The sequence below is a fragment of the Pseudomonas sp. FeN3W genome (assembly GCA_030263805.2).
GTDB classification, from domain to species: Bacteria; Pseudomonadota; Gammaproteobacteria; order Pseudomonadales; family Pseudomonadaceae; genus Stutzerimonas; species Stutzerimonas stutzeri_G.
This window is the reverse complement of sequence record CP136011.1, coordinates 98,897-115,842: the sequence shown is the minus strand read 5'-3', so window position 1 is coordinate 115,842 and position 16,946 is coordinate 98,897. Positions and strand designations below refer to the sequence as shown.

Here is a 16,946-nt window from a genome sequence, read left to right as displayed (position 1 = left end):
CGCCGGGAATCCTGACGTGACCATGGCGGACATCATCCGCCTGGAGGCAACCTGCACGGGAGCTGATTATGCGCACAAACTAGCAATGCGGTGTCATTACCTCACGTTTAGCATAGCCGCATAGGATGATCTGATGGAAATTTCCAAGCAGAAATTGTCATATAGAAAGCTCTTCTCTAATGGCAGATTTTTTGTAGCCATTGCTTGCCATTTGCAAAACCCCTTCATAACCAGTTAGCTTATGCACTTCATCTGCTAAGCGGGTGCCCGCCACTGCTTTAACTATTTTATGCTCAGGAATTGACTTAAGTATTCCACTCAAGGCTGAAGAACTTGTTTTTAGAACATCGGCATGGATGCTTAATATTAATTCAAGCTCATCCTCTAGGCTTACTTGCCTATCCTTTAGGTCATAGTAGGCAGCATATCCATGGATATGCTGTTTGACTCCCATAAACCAGTCAGAGCCATCTTTAACCAAAAGACTACAAAGCGTTTTAGCGGCATCATTATTTATATTCATTAAACCACAAATAATGACGTGTCCTAATTCCTGGCTGAAATCTTTATTATACGCGTTGAGCATTCTTTTAGAGTCATTGGCAGTACACAGGTCGATCAGCACTTTGACGTATTCTGCTTTACCTCCATTCCTCGATAAAAGAACCTCATTGACACTAAACGACAACGGGATCGAGTTTTTCTTGAACATAGTTGAGAGGTCATCTCCAATAGCCTTTTTAACACGAGGAATATTAAGAAGCATTAACAGTCCATCTTTATCGTCAGCCAATATTACAGTCTGAAGCACCAAGCGAATCATGCCCTTCGAGCTAAGCCATTCTTTGAAGTCTGATGGCTTTTTAAGTTGTCCGTTTTGCCATCTAGCGAATGAAAAATTGTCGTATGTGTTTTTCCTCGTTTTAATCCTAATACCATCTATGAGCGGTTCCCACATTGGCATGAAGTATATATTTCGCTTAGAGCAATAATCACCTGATGCGAATACTTTAAACAGTAAATCATGATTGTCTTTATTTCTGTAGTGCTCATTTATCATTCTTGTTATATCTGACTTTACCGATTCCTCAGTAAATCTACTCACTGCGTGTACCAGTCCTGCTCTTTCGCGCTCTTCGTTCAGAAATAGAGCCATTTCATTTGGCTTCATCCCTGTTTTAAGCAGCTCTAAGATTAAGAGGAATTTTTTATCCACGGATTGCGCGTTACCTAAAATAATCAACTCATTTCTATCAAACATATTCGGTCTCACTTGTTATATTTTGTTTTCTTTTATCAAAGGAGGATACAAATGCTTTGCCATCATCCGTAAGAGAATTTGAATGCTCAAGAGTCCCAAGCACACTTTTAACCATCCTAAAAATTGACGTGCCAAATCCTGCACGACGGTATTCGTCAATAACATAAATTGAATCAACCGTATTGTTTTTTACGGAAAGGCCTGCGATTGCTATTCCATCTTTATAAAGCCTAAATCGAACACTATTTCCTTCAATCATTTCAAGCTCCTCGCTCAGGAGCTCCCCCGATTTTTCGTATCCATATTTACCCGCGCAAAGCGGATGGTTTGTTGGCAAAAGAAGTGTTGTCATAGGATTTCTTGCAACGAAATCAAAAACTGGATTTCGCTCAAATACGCAATTTGGTACTTGCCCATCCATGGTGAAAAAGAATTCAAAACCAGACGTTTGAATGAAATAGGTATGCAAGCCTGGCAAAATTGTCTCATAGCATCCGGCGCAATCATCTGATCCAACAAAGTCATCATAGCTCTCACCTTCATCAAGCAAAGTTTGCAAGTCGCAATTTTCGATCAGCTTCATAGGATCTACGCGCCTTGCGTTGTCAAAAATTGCCTCCAGCACCCGTTGCCCATCAGGTATATTCATACAGAGCGTATTGCTTGCGATTGCAAATTTCATCAACATATTTCTTGCCTAATTTTTTATAATATGACTCATTAATGTTTGACTTGGCAATCACAAGCGATAATTTTGGCCTGAACGCTAGCAAGGTGCTTAAAAAGTCATGACAAAAAAATTCACATGTCAATGCTGACAATGCTAAGCTTAAAAGAAAGAGGGTAATCCATGAAAACCATTTTACAGCTCATGTCAGATCTAAAGGAATTAGTTGAATCTAAGGAGGTAACTCTAAAAGAGTTTTCCGATAGTAGCGGTAGTGTATTTGTAAGAATGCTGCTTAGCCATATGCCTGCATTTCCTGACTTTGCGACACCAACGCTGGTTGCGCCAAAATTTGATGGCGAATCATCAGAGTACAGTATGGTAAGGACGCTTTTGCTAACCTATCTAGACCTTGATGCATTGACAGTCTCCTACAAGCTTTCGGACAAGCTGATTCAGTTTCTTAATGATGCTAATGAGGTAAGCCAGTATTTTTACCCCTGCACTGAAAGAAAATTTGCAGAATTCGCCAACCCAGACAACACAACAATTGAAGTTTATTTCTTGGATATCAGGGAAGCCATGCAAAAAGGGCTTGAGAACGAGGCCGCAAGATTTGCAATGATTCCGAAGATTGAGAACGTTGAAAAGTTCGATGAGGCAGGCCTTTTTAAAATGGCTGGTTATGTGTCCGTACCAAAAAATCTAGGCGCTGGCGCTCTAGAGTCGGCCTGGGAGAAAACCCAAAACCTAGATGCCCCTTGGCATTCACTCGACAATGCAATCAGTCTTGGTGGCAATCAGCGATCTTCCATGACGGGCGATGTCTTCGTTCTTGATGGTAAGCCTCATCTCGTGGCGATGGTTGGATTTCGCGAAATCGAAAAATTCAGCAAATGCGTTCGCGAAGAAGGCAAGAAAACGAAGAAAAGCCATGACTATGAAGCTGGCCCAGGCTTCTGATTGTGCTCTTTCCAGGGGTCTTTTAGACCCCTTTCTATTTATAAATCAAGCACTTACACCCTTCATTTAGAAAGCGGCTGATAATGGCTTGCAGAGATAGATTTCACTTTAAGGCCGCATTCTAAAATTACATTAGATCGAAGTAATTTTCATATATATCAATGTCTTACGTGATTTTCCTGATGTTTCTTATAGGTTTTAAGGGTGTGGATCTTCGTTGAGACACTTATCTTTAAGACGCCTTACCTCACTCAAAACCCTATCTCTTTCCCCTAGTGGTACATACAGAAGCGCATCATGGTCTGCGCTGACAGCCTTGATCTGATGTTCAAATTTAATTTTGTTAGGGTGAACATATCCTATAGATGTAGGGCATTTCTCTATAACTTTGTGAATGAGCAGATCCGTTTGATACTCCATTGGAATAAAGAAAATTAAGTCACGAGGTAAGTCATCACGTTGCTCTAAAACCTCGACTAGCTTCTTCCCAATCAGATCAAAAGGAGCGTAAGTTAGGGCGCTTGTTTTCGACTGAATAGCAAGCAATACCATAGGAACAGTTATCTTTCTTCTATCCACGAAACCTAAAGCAGCACCATTTGATGAAATCGATGCCATAATCAATTCGCTTTTTACTTTACTGGGAGGAACAAATTCAAGAAGTAATCCATCTAACTTCAAAGCGTCTAGGTACATTTTTTCATCGATATAGTCACTGTTGAGGAATCGAATCATTCTCGGATTTTCCCTCATGACTTTGCTAACTGTATCAGGCGTTTGCTCGGCAACAGGAAGCAATGCGCCTACTTTATAATTTTGTTCAATGGCGTCTTTTATGAAATCATCATCCTTAATCTTCCTGGGAATATCATGAAACGCGCTTGGATTATTGGTTATTGCTAGCAGGGCCAAATCTCTGGTAATCGTTCTTTCGCTTAACAATCTCAATATTGAACCGTCATGCCTTATAATCAACTCGGCCATGGTTGAATCAATGAGATCATCTGGAATTTCCTGGACAAGGCTATCAAGCTCGCCTGGGATGTTTTCTCTGATTGTGTCAACCACCATATCCTTAATTATTGGCAATAGTGATTCACTGCAATCGATGCCAGCAAATACTGTCTGAGGTGGCCATGTAATGCTCAACGTTTCGATTAGGCATTGAGCGCCGGCAAGCATGGGGTCTGATTTTCTAATTTTTTCATCAAGACTAAGTACTCCTTCTCCTAGATCACAAATAGCCATGAAGCGCTTAAGCTCTATCGGGAAGTTCTCAATTACCTTTCTGGTAAAGTATTCGCTATCAAAAGAATTCTTGAAGAAACGATTGAAATATGCAATTTCAGGTCGCATTGGTGTTACTCGCTTAATGATGATAGCCGATGTTATTGGGTATGGCCATGTTATCGTGCTACAATAAATTCATATTAGTATAGGGTATGGTATGAAATCTACGCATTTATCGCCGATAAAAAGGCTCGGGCCTAACTTGAAGGGCAAAGTCTACGCCGTCAGCGACGTCCATGGACACATTTCATTACTTGAGCATTTGCTTGATCGTGCAGGGTTTGATGAAAAATACGATTGGCTCATAATTTGTGGGGATCTGGTGGACAGGGGGCCGGAGTCGCATCGTTTCATGGAATTCATTGAACGACCCTGGGTTCACGCTCTGATCGGTAATCATGAGGACTTCTGTCGGCAGTCTGGCCTGACAGGCATTACCCCCTTGCACCTCAAAAGCGGAGGTGAGTGGTTTACCAAGATTGCCTACTCAGAGCGCTCCAGGATCATTGATGCAATCAATGAGATGCCCTATGCCATCGATCTCACCCACTCAGATGGCCGAAGAATAGGTTTTGTCCATGCAGAGGTCGTAGGCGATGACTGGGATGATTTTCTTATCATGCTTGAAAATCAAGAAGCACACCTGAGCACCCCGCTCCTTGAGAAGGTGCTTTTCTCACGCGTGCGTATCTATGTAAATCAAACTCAGCCGATAGGGGGTGTTGACCAATTGTTTGTAGGCCATACCTCGCTCTATGACCCGGTGGTACTTGGAAACACGCATTATATAGATACCGGCACCTGTTATTCTGATGGGGTTATGACACTCGTCTGTATCGATGATGACGAAATTTTTCAATGCGGCTCTAAAGGGTTCACGTCGTACTCCAGAATGGAAATGAGTAAATCACCTGCCATTAGAGACAGGTCACTTGTGTAGCATAGGGTCTTTTCATGAAAAGAATTGCATTAAGAGACATTATCAATATACATGTAACCGCTCTCCCCGCCTCATTTCATTCGAATCGTCATCTGCCTGACAATGAAATGGCTGAATGGTTGAACGGCAATCAAAGAGTGCTTGGAAAATTCCTCCAGTTTGCTGGAAATGAAGTTGGCATCGTGTCATGGTGCCTTCTCAATCTTCCGGAATCTAAATCAATACAAGATGCATTCGGTACTTTGAAGCCTCGCCAATATGGCTCTCATTTTCTTGACAGTTACATCCCCATTATAAATTATAGTAAAATACTGGATACCGGCATTCCGCTTCTATTGGTGGCAGACCCTGGCTGGCTTATTAAGCTTGAAAATCTATCTCAGAATATTGAAGCTGGCTGCGCCAATCTTATACATGATCTTGTTCAATCTATTGATAGTTCTAACAACCCTTTACTTTCAAGTGTCAAAAGAAACGCGCTGGTAGCTATCCATATGCTTTCAGCATTAAGGACTGGAAATACTTCTTTGCCTGGTAAGTATCTAGATGCTGATATCAATGACCTTTTACAACTGGATTTTTCGAGATCAACAGTTGAGGAGTGCTGTGACACTTTTTCAAAAGCCTTTAAATTAAAAGACCATGAAACAAAAGAAAGTCTATTTCGTAATTCTGAAATGATCATGTCATACCAGGCCATACGTCATGCAGTTGATGGTGTGGATTTCGAATTATTAAGGATACCGTTTAAGCTGTTTGTTGAGAAGAAAATTGGGGATTCCCTTACAGCATCTGAACTCTATTCTTATAACTCTATTTTCGATAAGTACAAATCGATTTATTTGGCAATTCTCAATCGTTTCAATGAGCCCGATTACAGTGTAATGGGCATAGATCCGTTTTATTTTGATGCTCCTTTAACAGAGAGTTGGAAGTATGGTTTTGCCCGAGAGGGCTTCAGCGACAAGCATATTGCGACCGCTTTTGACATAAACCTATTTAAGAAAGAAGTTTTTTTTAGATCAGGGGTTTCTAGTCGGTACATTAATGAATATGCATACAAGACAGACCCTGAATTATGGAGTGACGTGGCTCTTAAGCTTGAATCAAGATTTAAACGAGAGTACCTTGACAAAGTAGTATACTTGCAGCACCCAGAAGAGGCTCCAGAATCAGTCATTCGAGTATGTCTTTCAATTTTCAATTCAGGTATGAAACCTGAATATGCGCCTAGTCTTTCCGATTTCTACAGGCGGTGCTGTAAAGCGATACCTGGCATTACGGATAAAATCTATTTTGCTACTTGCGACCTATCCAAGCTTAGCAAATCACAGCTCCAGATTCTTGAGTCTATTGGCTCACCATCTGATGAAGTTATTCGCAAGCTTAAACCTGGAGTTAGAAATCTTCTTATTAGGTCGAGCTTTGACTTATAGAAAAAGAGCGGAAGAAATTAGCTAAAAGCAACCGCAATCAATGGGTCGCTTTTGGCTAAAGTTTTTACAGGTTCAGGACGCTGCCGCAACCCCATTTAGAGGAGAGGCATGCAGGAAGCCGTCAATAGAATTGCTCATCGGCTCAACTGACCTCACTCCAAACGAAACCTCATCCCCGATTTTGTAGCGGCATTCACCATCAACCCATAGCTCACTACCAAAGGCTTGAATTTCAGTTTTCTGATTCCGGCCAGAGATTTCTTTCATCGGCACAAAGACTTGTGCCGCCGTCTGAGCCTCTTCAATTCGAATGCCTCCAGTGGTGATCCCAACGATCTGGCCGCTAAACGCAAAGACATTGTTTGCCTCAAAATGACGGGCATAAAGGGCTTTCTGTACGTCTCTGGAGGCCTTATTTGCGGCTGTTGTCCTTTCATCCAGATGCGCAAGAAGTGATGCCTCAGGGCTACTGATGTCTTCATTACGAAGATGCGCTTTCATAAGACGATGATTGATCAGGTCGCTGTACTTGCGGATAGGTGACGTGAACGTTGCATAGCTTTCCAGGCCAAGACCCATATGAACACCAGGGGTCAAGCTGAAAATTGCCTTGTCCATCATTGTCCTTAAGAGAATCGAGGGAATCAGGTTCTCAGGCCGATCCAGCGCTCTCGCAACCTTGGAAAATACATCCAGATCGCTGATGTCATCCTGTGGCTCAATAAGGGCCCAATGCTCAAGAATTTCCTGAGCCTTGCTCTTCATTTTTTCGGAATACCCAGGCTGTACGCGGTACACGCAGGGGATATTTTTTTCAAGGCAGTAAGCCGCGAATGATCGGTTGGCTGCCACCATACATTCCTCAATGAGAAAATGAGCAACATTGCGAGGCTGTCTGACGATAGCGGTCAGCTCATGGTTATGCACGATAAATCGTATGTCATCACCGTACTGACCCAAGACAGCATGTCGCTCTCTATTCAGTCTCAGCGCTGTTGTGCACTCATGTAGAGCGCGAACAATATCTCGAATCGGCTCGTTTCTGTTGAGATTTGTCTCTCCGTTGAGGTACTGCTCTACCCCTGAATAGGAGAGTTTGGCATGAGAGCAGATAAGTGCAGAGCTGAATTGTCTGCTGATGATATTGCCATCGAGGTCAATCACCATCTGGCACACCAGGGATCTTCTTACTCTATTTTCAAGCAGCGAGCAGAAATCTTCAGACAGCTGTCTTGGGAGCATGGAGTGGCTCACGCCCGGAAGATACGTCGTGGTGCCGCGCTTAAGCGCTTCCTGATCGCACGTGTCATTTTCACGTACAAGGCTTGCTGGATCTGCAATCGCGACCGTCAAGGCATAAAGGCCTTCATCAGTGATTTTCGCATGGACTGCGTCATCAACATCAAGGGTGCTTTCGCTATCGATGGTAACGAATGGAATGGAAGTCCAATCCTGGTAACCCTCATCATTCGCAGTGACTTCTTCTGATAGATCCGGCGAGGTATGAATGCCATATCGGTCGATGGCCAGCTTCCAGGGCAGGGAAGAGTCTTTGCTATTTGCAATTTTCTTGAGCAGTCTGGCCCGCCCCTTTCCAGACTTGAAAGGGTGGGAAATCAGGATGGCCTTGATCCAGTCGCCGTCCTCAAGGTCACTGTCTGCGTCCAGTCGCATCCAGTTAGGCATGAGCGCCGATTCTGGTTCAACCCACAGGCCATGGCTACGAACTCTGACCACGCCGTAAAAATCGGCAATAGATGAGCTAAGTACCTCTTCCACAACGGCGTGTTCGCGTTCATTTTCCGATTCCAGAACGGCGCGTACCTCATCGCCCGGCAAGAGCTTTTGCATCACGGGTGGAGCGATGAAATGCCGATTGCCCTGCTCGTCGAGCAAAAATCCAAACGATTTGCGAGAACCTTGTACGGTGCCGGTTACTCGACTTTTCTGCTCTTCAATGCTGGCCTTCAATTGAGCCAGCAGAGGGTTGTTCTTTAGTGCCTGATTCAAAATAATTCCTTAAGGGCCAATTTTTGCCCAGTTTCTGTCTGTTTTTACTTATCGATAAACATGCCACAAGAAGCTTTGACATCAAAGCCCACCTTGGGAACGATTCGGTATGATTCTGGCTTGATCCATTCGGCAAGCATGGCCACGTTGCGCTCGATCACCTCTAGCGGAGACTCAACGCCGTATTTTTCCGAGTGCGGGTTGTAGCGAACAATGTTCAGGTTGACCTTGAGGTCGCGAGCATTGATGGCATCAGCCATCATGCGCATGTCGTTTTCGCTGTCATTTTCACCTTCGATGAAGGCAAAGTGGATCTTTGGCGTCTTGCCTGTATGCTCCTGCCAGCTCTTGAGCAAGTCAAGGCCGCGCTCTGCCGAAAGTGCTTTCCCCAGCCAGCGCTTGCGGAACGCCTCGCTCACGCTGTACAGCGAATAATAAATCTCAGGGTGTTTGGCGCTAAAAATAGATTCGAGCGTGCGCTCCCCTAGCGTTTTCGGGAAGATAGAGGAGATCAGGATCTTACTCTGAAGTCCGCGAGCCAGCGCAAGCGATTCGAGCCCCTCAAACAGCTTCTCGTGCTGGTTTAGCATTACAGGGCTATTCAATGGCTCGCCCCTTGCCATGAAGTTGAAGTGAGCAAGCTCAGCTCGATTGCGAGTGTCATAATGTGCAAACACGGCCTCTGCCTGACGCAATAGGCCTGCCAGGTCAGCATTCACCAGCTCGGTCTGTCCGGTGGCGGTCAAATGACACATGCGGCATGACTGATCACATCCAGACTGGCAGGACAGGTAGACGATAAAATAACGATCTTCTCTCCTGACGAACCGTGATTCAAAATACCCTGGGCCATCAACCAATTGGACGAAATTGACAGATTGGTCTTCAGTGCTGTGAAGTGTCCGCATGGCTAAGCTCTCTTCTCATAGATGGCTGGGAGTATAGCAATCATTTACTTGAAAGTCACCTATTGACACCGCACTTGGTGGCGCCCACCTCATCATGGTAAGATGCTTCCTTAAGCGTAGAGGTGTAAATGGACAGCGCTGTAGATCTCTTGAATTGTGTAATAGATGAATGCACGTTCTTTTCAACCTGGGACACTCATCTAGACCTTGACCATGCCGGAAAGGTTTTTACTGAGGCCGGGTTGTTACCTAGCATTGTCGGCAAGACGACCGAGCCATGGGTGGAAGCTAAGCTTGCACTATATAGCGATTGCATTTTAACCAGGCTTGGAAATGATTTCCCTAAATTAAGCCCCTATTGGCAACAGCGAATTCTCAATTTTTACATCGATATCTATTCAGAGGCGGGATCGCACCCAGATATTCTTGATCGAATCGAAAGGATACACGAAAGCTTTTCATCGATTGCAAAATGTGCTTATGAGCCGCTATACACAACGTTTGTTGATCACCCGCGCGTCACGCTATGTATCGAGCGGGAAATCCAAAAATTAGGGTTAGACCAGTTTCTTTTTCATATTGCTGCTACCCTTGGAGAGGCAGCGTGGCCAGCTTTACTGCTATGGATTGACCCGGATCGGCAAAATATCAAACGCACGCGCGACGAGCTCAGTATTCAAGATATGAGGGAGATCCTTGAACTAAATCTGAGAGTTTTTGACTTAAAAACGATTGTCGCTCATTGGTTATGCAAGGTTGGATTCGCAAAGCGCTTAGAGAATCAGTGCTTTAAGCTTATCACCATAGAGCAGCTAATTGAGGCTTTCAATTTTGATTCTGCAAATGAATCTTTCAAATCAATTAACTCAAGTATCGAAACGATTGAGCACCGCGTCTCGATGTTGTGCTTATATAAAGCGATTAATGATCCAAATTATCAAGAGGCGCTAAAACAGATTGATAAAGAAACAGTCAATACGATCATAAAACACGATTTTTTACCCCTTCGCGAGATGGCGCGTCTTGGGTGGGGAACTCCAGGCGACAAATACAGGTTCCTGGATCGGGATCTTAATATTTAAGACTATCTTACGATACACCTGACCTGCCTCGCATAAATCGGCTTACTACCAACTCCATCGATAGTATTGTTTGCGTCACCTACAATTTTGATTATATACTCCCCCCAGTAGTTATAATAGGTCTGTGAGCTCCAGTAATAGTTTGCGTTTACACCTGATGCCGATCTTGGTGTTTGTTTAATCAAGCTCCACAGTTCAGTTGGTGTTGGCAATCGGTAAATTCCCGAGCAGGAATATCTTGCAACATCCCATACGGAGGTTTTTTCATCTGTAGACTTATAAAGCTTTCTATTATTTGCAAGGACGAGATTTTCTCCATCGAATCCGCAAAACCTGTCTGAAACGGTGCCAATCTCAACCGCGCTTTTCTCCAAACACGGAGGCGCTTCTGGTTTTGGATGTGTGTAAAGCATAACGGGCGCGGAGGTTCTAATTATATTTTCAGCGCTTGATATTGAGCAGATGAAAGCCAGTGGCAACAGGCTAAGGGTGCGTAACATATGCATGATGAGGAGCCTTTATTATTTTTATAAGTTTTATTAATCTAATCTAACTAAAACAGAGCCTCAATACGCATTATAATGCATATTGAGTCAGTTTACAGAGTTTAATATGCATTATAATGCATATTAAACTCCATTTGCTTTGATGTTAACTCGCCCTAAAAAATCAAGCAAGCCACTTCCTCCGTTTAGCCTCTTCCAACCAAGTAGGCAGATCTGACAGTATGTCCTGGAAGAGCGCTGATTCACTCATGCGAAATACATCGACGGCTCTCACGAAGCCGCAGTTATCTACCGCCCTATCTGGCAAATCATCGAGTTTTTCAAGAAAGCTGAAGCGCTCGTTGCCAATACCCACAAACTGAAAATAGTACGGATTGCGGCATACCTGATGGATCCAGGCCGTGGTATGCGCCTTATCAGTAGCATCGCCATCGGTGATGAAGATCACAAAGGTTGCATCTTTGCGTCCAAAATAGGCGTTATTCACACACTCAATAGCTTTAGCGTAATTGGTGGCCTGATTGATTTTATGCGTGCCGATGATCTCTCTCTCGACATAACCTTCAAGTGTATCCTTATTGATGGAAGTGAGTTGAGCGCTCTCGTTACCGAACAGAAATACGTCAAGGTTGGCGTCCTTATCTAAGGACATGCTCAAACCGAATATCTTTTCAAGCAGATCCTGTACCCTCCCCTCCTTGTAGTCAGCATACATCGATTTAGATGCATCAAGCACAATAGCAACATCCATACTGTTGGCGGGAATACCAAGTCGTGCGAGTTCAGCATCCGCAGTAGTTTTATATAGGCTAATTTTTTTTGAAAGGGTGATCATCTTTACCTCTTTAGTTTATTCGAGAAAATTTGCGGTAATTCGGCGAGTTTCACGTTAATTTATCCAGTATATCATTCGAAAAGCATATATTGACAGGGGTCATTTTTCTGTCTATCATGCCGTCCCTCCCCCTAATCCTCAGGCTGCCGAAAAAAATTGGCGAGGAAACACGATGTTGAGAAATCTTAAGCTTGCTCTGCGCTCGGCCATAAGCTTTGGCCTGATGGCCATGATTGTTGTCATGCTCGGGATCTATTCTCTGGTAAAGATCAATCACATGGGCGATCTTGCCGACGACATCGATCAAAATTGGGTTCCTTCACTGGAGGATCTCGCTGCGCTCAACCAGTCTCTTCTGAGGGTGCGTGTACTGACGTTGCGCATGCCGTTGCTCAAGGATGACCAGGTGTTCAATCAAAACAGCCAAGCCCTGAATCAAGCAGTTGCGGATGTTGAGAAAAGGCTTTCTGACTTTTCAAGTCACGTTAATGGAGATGATCAGCGCAAGGTTTATACTGAACTGGTCGAAGCAAAACGCCTCTACTTCCAGGAGCAGGCAAAGATTGCTCAAGCGGCCAATGATGGTGATATGTCTACTGCCATTGAAGGGATAAACGGGGTTGTGAATGATTACGGAACACAGCTGAACCAAGCCATAGCCGCCATGGTGTCGGTTTACCGAACCGGTTCTGATCATGCATCTGATGATGCAGCACAATCGCGCACAGATGCGGTACGTGGAGTGATTATCGCGATTGTGCTGGCGGTTGTAATCACGGCAATTCTCGCAACGTTTTTTACCAGAAGTGTTGTGCTGCCTCTTGGTGAGGCCGTGGTTGCAGCGAATCACATGGCCAAAGGAGACCTGACGCACGAGGTCATCATTACAGGAAGGGATGAGCCAGCTTTGTTGCTTCAATCGATCAGAACGATGCAAGACAATTTTCGAAAAACAATTCATGAGATTTCCAGTTCATCCGCTCAGTTGGCTAGTGCCGCTAAGCAGCTGCATGCCGTTACAGACGATGCAACCCGTGGCTTGATCGCTCAAAATGCAGAGATTGAACAAGCCGCAACGGCTGTGAATGAAATGACGGCGGCGGTTGATGAGGTTGCTCAAAATGCAGTCTCTACAGCACAGTCCTCACAACAATCGGATCAAACAGCCAAGAACGGTCGTGAGCAGGTTATTAGAACGGTTGATTCGATAGGCCAGCTTGCAGAAGACGTTGGTGTGACCTCTGTGCAGGTGCAGGCGCTTGCGCAGAGTACGGCAGACATTACCAAGGTGCTCGATGTAATCAGGGCAATTGCTGATCAGACCAACCTGCTGGCGCTTAACGCGGCCATTGAGGCGGCTCGGGCTGGTGACGCTGGAAGGGGGTTTGCTGTGGTTGCCGATGAGGTCAGGGCCCTGGCTAGGCGGACACAGGATTCAACCAAGGAAATCGAACAGATAGTCTCGCATGTGAAAGACCAATCAGACCATGCGGTATCTTCGATGGAGAAGTCATCGGACAGGGCAAATGCAACCCTGGAGGTTGCTCGATCAGCCGGAGCTGCGCTCGATGCAATCACTCAGTCGATGTCGGAAATAACAGAGCGTAACCTGGTTATTGCAAGCGCCTCTGAAGAACAGGCTCAGGTTGCTCGCGAAGTTGATCGCAACCTCGTGAATATCAGAGATCTATCAGCTCAGAGCGCAACCGGAGCAAACCAGACGAGTGCCTCAAGCGAAGAACTTTCAAGCCTGGCCAGCTCATTGTCTGCGCTTATTTCATCATTCAAGGTTTGATCACAAACAAGATACCCTCATCGGAGGGTATCAATGTATCAAAGCCCGAAATCACTCGAAATTTGTAGTTGCATCAGTTTTTTCGGGATCATGGCTCTTACTCTCTCTATTTCGTGTTCCTCGAATAGGTTAAGCAGAAGCGTCCATTGAGGTGCTGTTTTGCATGCCTTTGACACCTCCTCTACGCCAGCCGCCTTTAAGTATCCCCTATAATATGCATTGGTATTGGCGGAGAGCTTGACTGCTGATTTGAGGGCTGACTCAATCGATTCAGGCCTGGTGTGTGCTTCGCCTGGCCATAAGCCCATTTCACATAGCTTGGTCGCCGAGAAGAGGCCTATTTGAAAATCAATGTGCACACTATGTTGAGGATCAATTACTCGTGGGAGTCTTGATGATCCATCCTCAAATCTAAAACCATTTTGGTAAAGATCATCGAGGAACTTTGCATTTTGGATCCTGATTTCAAAATGCTTATTGTTGTAACCAAATTGTTTATGGATGGCATTTAAGAAAGTTGATGAATTCCTGTTTCTGCTGCATATATTCATTAGCGGTTCTTCACCAATTTTATCCCTGAACTCAGCCAAAAGTTTGGGAGTAGAACTTATAAGATCTAGGAATCGGATAATGTTGTTCTCATCAATTCCGAGTTCAACATAATTGTCTGAATATATAGCGCTCAGATATTCATGGCATGCTAAGTTTTCTGCGTAACTGCGCAGCTTATCAAGCGTACTTTGATTCATTTGGCCTGAGCTGTACAGCAAAAGCTCATCCACGTCAGCGACACATAATACATAGCCTTTGTCGTGCCCAAATCCAGACAATGTTAGATCATCCATCATTGCATGCAGCCGCATATTGTCAGCGCTTAATGGCTCGTCGCATTTATATTGCAGATCCTCCACAATAGACATAACACATCTTTTTATATCTGGAGTATTTGGTTTTTCTAAGTGGCTTGGATTTAAATCTTTGTAGTCGATTTTAGCCCCGCCCACAGTTGAAAAATATTGCACAGGCCGATAATACCTGGCGGTCGCAAGACAGCCGATATCGGATTCATTAACCCAGCATGGTGCTCGCTTATACGCTTTTTCAAGTCGATTTGAGTGTTGTTTTTCACTCAAGGCATGCAAGAGATCTGCATTCCTTATTCTTCCTCCGTTGAATACAGGGATACTCTGAGGCTCAAGTTTATCTGGCTGGTAGTAGATGAATCTTGATCGTTGATCATTGAAAAATCGGCTATCAGAAGGGTTCTCGTTCCCCTTGAAGTCAAGAAAAAGAATGGCGCCAGCCCCCGCATTTTCTAGTAATTCTATGCTTCGCCTGATTGATTCAGCATCGGAATTGACCATTCTTTCGCTGAAGCCATAATATGTCTCACCGTCTACCATTATCGCGCCGCTTACGGAGGTTACGCTTATTGTAAGATCTCCATGTATCGATTTTATTTTTTCGGCAGTATCGGCATCACCTACGAGGCAGGCAGTCGTAAATATTGTCTTTGTATGCTTGCCTAATTCGTGCAGTGCCGATTCGACAAATTTATATCGCTCCTTCCTGTCTGAATCCCTACACCCAAGAAACCTACTTATGTATGTTTTTGAAGATTTCTCGTTAAACCCTACGATACTTACTATAAGCTCAGCCTGCTCCTTAATCTCAGTATCATCTGATATCAATATGTCCTGATAATCATATTCGTAAAAATTGAATTTGTTGTCTGCCGGAAGCAAAGGAAATAAGTGCGTGAAATACGCTGAAATCAGAGCTTTATCGCCAGTTCGTATAATTTCTAACATCGTTTGTTGAATGGTGTTCAGCATGCCTCGCCCTCTTTTTTTCAGTATCGCATGATCGAGCAGCACTGATAAAGATCATTGATCTCTATCTTCTGTTGATTATTTCAACTTTACCTGAATTTCTGTCCCAGCTCTGTCACGCAGACTTGCCCCACAGCCGGTGTAATGAAAACCATGGTGATTCACATCATTGAAATATGCAGCCTTCAGGGTGCATTGTTGACCATCAACAACCACTATTGGTGTTATTTTATTTTCGTCAGCTTTGTAAGCAACTACAAAAGCATTTGTTCCATCATTGGCGAAGTAAATCCCTTTAATTTCATTACCTCTATAAAGATTTTCGCTTGGGACGCCTTCTGCTGTTACGAATATTGAATAAAGACTCCTAAAATCAGGCGTCATAAATCCCCAATATGTACGACCAGATTTATAGTAACTACCAATCCTCAGGCTAATGTTTACGCCGGTATATGTTCCCGTTGCAGATCTTTTTACATTTTCGGTGGTTAACATTTTTTCAATAGACGCTTCCCCTGCGACTCTAACTTCATGTGTTAGTGTGTTTGTTTGTTGAGGCGTCACTGTTCTTTGTAGTTCAAATTCGCAGGATGTTGTCTGTTCAAACAGAACCCCTTCATCATATTGATCACTCGATGGCACACCCTGAGCACAGTAGAGTGGTTCTTCAGCTCTTATCCAATCGCTCACGAGTGGCTCGCTTGCAATCCATTTTCCGGCCTGCTTGGCTATTGGAGCATAAATTCGGATTGTATTCTCAGCTTGCGTCATCTGTGCGATAAAAAGCATTGGAAAGGCTAATATTATGAATTTTTTAAGCATGCTGGATACCTGTAGAAGATTTTGGCCTGCGAGCTGAATTAGTTTAAATGAAAGATTTATTCTAACCCATTTCTTGAATGCCCGCATTTGTCAATTTTATAAAATAGAAAACCCGGCACATGGCCGGGTTTTAGTGGTACAAATCACTTATAAGTCTCTGACTTATGCCCTTTCAACACGATAACCCATTCCTTCCTTTCGGAGGATTTTTACAAGCTCCCCAGCCATCATGTCCTCACCGTAAACACTATAGAGAGCATCCTGTATTTTGACCTCTCCATCCCCTCCCTCTATGGCTGTGTAGAGATGAAACCGTTTGCCAATTAGCTCCTTGTCATGCGATATCTCATCATCTGTTTTTGTGGCGCTTACTCGCCTCCAGAATTTAGCCCAAATCGCATAGGTTAGAATCAGTGATGCAGCCAGGATTACGATCTGTACCTCAACGCCTGGGCTCACTAGCCAACTTATGAATGCGGTAGCCAGGAAACCAATGCCAAGCATCAGAAGTATCCCGGACAATGCCATCATTTCAAGCATGACGAGAAAAGCGCCAATGCAAAGCCAAACCGTGACGTAATTCATTTCACCGCCCATTG

Annotated in this window: 15 protein-coding genes; 5 read left to right on the top strand and 10 right to left on the bottom strand. The window is 44.1% G+C overall.

Annotation, left to right across the window (positions count from 1 at the left end; all coding sequences use genetic code 11):
* Nucleotides 1-157: 157 nt before the first annotated feature.
* Both P5704_024180 and P5704_024175 read right to left on the bottom strand, forming a co-directional pair.
* The gene (locus P5704_024180; GenBank protein WOF81900.1) at nucleotides 158-1,261 is read right to left on the bottom strand and encodes a hypothetical protein; all 1,104 of its coding nucleotides are present in this window, start codon (nucleotides 1,259-1,261) and stop codon (nucleotides 158-160) included.
* Nucleotides 1,254-1,943 (bottom strand): hypothetical protein, encoded by a 690-nt coding sequence (locus tag P5704_024175; protein WOF81899.1) that lies wholly within the window; start codon nucleotides 1,941-1,943, stop codon nucleotides 1,254-1,256. Before P5704_024175 ends, P5704_024180 begins: the two co-directional genes overlap by 8 nt.
* A 168-nt stretch (nucleotides 1,944-2,111) precedes the next feature.
* Here P5704_024175 and P5704_024170 point away from each other — a divergent pair, with 168 nt between their 5' ends.
* Complete coding sequence (locus tag P5704_024170; GenBank protein WOF81898.1) at nucleotides 2,112-2,891, top strand: hypothetical protein; 780 nt, start codon at nucleotides 2,112-2,114, stop codon at nucleotides 2,889-2,891.
* A gap of 198 nt (nucleotides 2,892-3,089) precedes the next feature.
* Here P5704_024170 and P5704_024165 read toward each other — a convergent pair whose 3' ends face one another.
* Nucleotides 3,090-4,247, bottom strand: coding sequence for a DUF4116 domain-containing protein (locus P5704_024165; protein WOF81897.1), 1,158 nt, complete (start codon nucleotides 4,245-4,247; stop codon nucleotides 3,090-3,092).
* Between the two features lie 91 nt (nucleotides 4,248-4,338).
* Between P5704_024165 and P5704_024160 the strand changes: the two genes are divergently transcribed.
* Together P5704_024160 and P5704_024155 are read left to right on the top strand one after the other, a co-directional pair.
* The gene (locus P5704_024160) at nucleotides 4,339-5,121 is read left to right on the top strand and encodes a metallophosphoesterase (GenBank protein WOF81896.1); all 783 of its coding nucleotides are present in this window, start codon (nucleotides 4,339-4,341) and stop codon (nucleotides 5,119-5,121) included.
* 14 nt (nucleotides 5,122-5,135) lie between these two features.
* A complete protein-coding gene (locus P5704_024155) occupies nucleotides 5,136-6,557 on the top strand; it encodes a hypothetical protein (protein WOF81895.1) in 1,422 nt (473 codons plus the stop codon).
* A gap of 72 nt (nucleotides 6,558-6,629) precedes the next feature.
* On the opposite strand, the gene P5704_024150 is transcribed toward P5704_024155, so the two are convergent.
* Nucleotides 6,630-8,567 (bottom strand): VacB/RNase II family 3'-5' exoribonuclease, encoded by a 1,938-nt coding sequence (locus P5704_024150; GenBank protein WOF81894.1) that lies wholly within the window; start codon nucleotides 8,565-8,567, stop codon nucleotides 6,630-6,632.
* Nucleotides 8,568-8,611: 44 nt separating this feature from the next.
* On the bottom strand, nucleotides 8,612-9,475 hold the full coding sequence (locus tag P5704_024145; protein WOF81893.1) for a radical SAM enzyme, Cfr family protein: 864 nt from the start codon (nucleotides 9,473-9,475) through the stop codon (nucleotides 8,612-8,614).
* A 128-nt stretch (nucleotides 9,476-9,603) separates the two neighbouring features.
* Between P5704_024145 and P5704_024140 the strand changes: the two genes are divergently transcribed.
* On the top strand, nucleotides 9,604-10,557 hold the full coding sequence (locus P5704_024140; GenBank protein WOF81892.1) for a hypothetical protein: 954 nt from the start codon (nucleotides 9,604-9,606) through the stop codon (nucleotides 10,555-10,557).
* Between the two features lie 2 nt (nucleotides 10,558-10,559).
* Here the strand turns inward: P5704_024140 and P5704_024135 are convergent, their stop codons facing one another.
* Nucleotides 10,560-11,063, bottom strand: a complete 504-nt coding sequence (locus P5704_024135) for a hypothetical protein (GenBank protein ID WOF81891.1) — start codon at nucleotides 11,061-11,063, stop codon at nucleotides 10,560-10,562.
* A gap of 163 nt (nucleotides 11,064-11,226) precedes the next feature.
* Complete coding sequence (locus tag P5704_024130; GenBank protein ID WOF81890.1) at nucleotides 11,227-11,898, bottom strand: VWA domain-containing protein; 672 nt, start codon at nucleotides 11,896-11,898, stop codon at nucleotides 11,227-11,229.
* 172 nt (nucleotides 11,899-12,070) lie between these two features.
* Here P5704_024130 and P5704_024125 point away from each other — a divergent pair, with 172 nt between their 5' ends.
* Nucleotides 12,071-13,693, top strand: a complete 1,623-nt coding sequence (locus P5704_024125) for a methyl-accepting chemotaxis protein (GenBank protein ID WOF81889.1) — start codon at nucleotides 12,071-12,073, stop codon at nucleotides 13,691-13,693.
* Between the two features lie 38 nt (nucleotides 13,694-13,731).
* Here P5704_024125 and P5704_024120 read toward each other — a convergent pair whose 3' ends face one another.
* From P5704_024120 to P5704_024110, 3 genes are all read right to left on the bottom strand, one after another.
* A complete protein-coding gene (locus tag P5704_024120; protein ID WOF81888.1) occupies nucleotides 13,732-15,528 on the bottom strand; it encodes a hypothetical protein in 1,797 nt (598 codons plus the stop codon).
* A gap of 75 nt (nucleotides 15,529-15,603) precedes the next feature.
* Nucleotides 15,604-16,347, bottom strand: coding sequence for a hypothetical protein (locus P5704_024115; GenBank protein WOF81887.1), 744 nt, complete (start codon nucleotides 16,345-16,347; stop codon nucleotides 15,604-15,606).
* 162 nt (nucleotides 16,348-16,509) lie between these two features.
* The gene (locus P5704_024110; protein ID WOF81886.1) at nucleotides 16,510-16,944 is read right to left on the bottom strand and encodes an NfeD family protein; all 435 of its coding nucleotides are present in this window, start codon (nucleotides 16,942-16,944) and stop codon (nucleotides 16,510-16,512) included.
* Nucleotides 16,945-16,946 lie beyond the last annotated feature (2 nt).

Coding starts and splice junctions, on each gene's coding strand:
- P5704_024180 (WOF81900.1), bottom strand. CDS start 1,261: ATGTTTGATAGAAATGAGTTGATTATTTTAGGTAACGCGCAATCCGTG.
- P5704_024175 (WOF81899.1), bottom strand. CDS start 1,943: ATGAAATTTGCAATCGCAAGCAATACGCTCTGTATGAATATACCTGAT.
- P5704_024170 (WOF81898.1), top strand. CDS start 2,112: ATGAAAACCATTTTACAGCTCATGTCAGATCTAAAGGAATTAGTTGAA.
- P5704_024165 (WOF81897.1), bottom strand. CDS start 4,247: ATGCGACCTGAAATTGCATATTTCAATCGTTTCTTCAAGAATTCTTTT.
- P5704_024160 (WOF81896.1), top strand. CDS start 4,339: ATGAAATCTACGCATTTATCGCCGATAAAAAGGCTCGGGCCTAACTTG.
- P5704_024155 (WOF81895.1), top strand. CDS start 5,136: ATGAAAAGAATTGCATTAAGAGACATTATCAATATACATGTAACCGCT.
- P5704_024145 (WOF81893.1), bottom strand. CDS start 9,475: ATGCGGACACTTCACAGCACTGAAGACCAATCTGTCAATTTCGTCCAA.
- P5704_024140 (WOF81892.1), top strand. CDS start 9,604: ATGGACAGCGCTGTAGATCTCTTGAATTGTGTAATAGATGAATGCACG.
- P5704_024135 (WOF81891.1), bottom strand. CDS start 11,063: ATGCATATGTTACGCACCCTTAGCCTGTTGCCACTGGCTTTCATCTGC.
- P5704_024130 (WOF81890.1), bottom strand. CDS start 11,898: ATGATCACCCTTTCAAAAAAAATTAGCCTATATAAAACTACTGCGGAT.
- P5704_024125 (WOF81889.1), top strand. CDS start 12,071: ATGTTGAGAAATCTTAAGCTTGCTCTGCGCTCGGCCATAAGCTTTGGC.
- P5704_024120 (WOF81888.1), bottom strand. CDS start 15,528: ATGCTGAACACCATTCAACAAACGATGTTAGAAATTATACGAACTGGC.
- P5704_024115 (WOF81887.1), bottom strand. CDS start 16,347: ATGCTTAAAAAATTCATAATATTAGCCTTTCCAATGCTTTTTATCGCA.
- P5704_024110 (WOF81886.1), bottom strand. CDS start 16,944: ATGGGCGGTGAAATGAATTACGTCACGGTTTGGCTTTGCATTGGCGCT.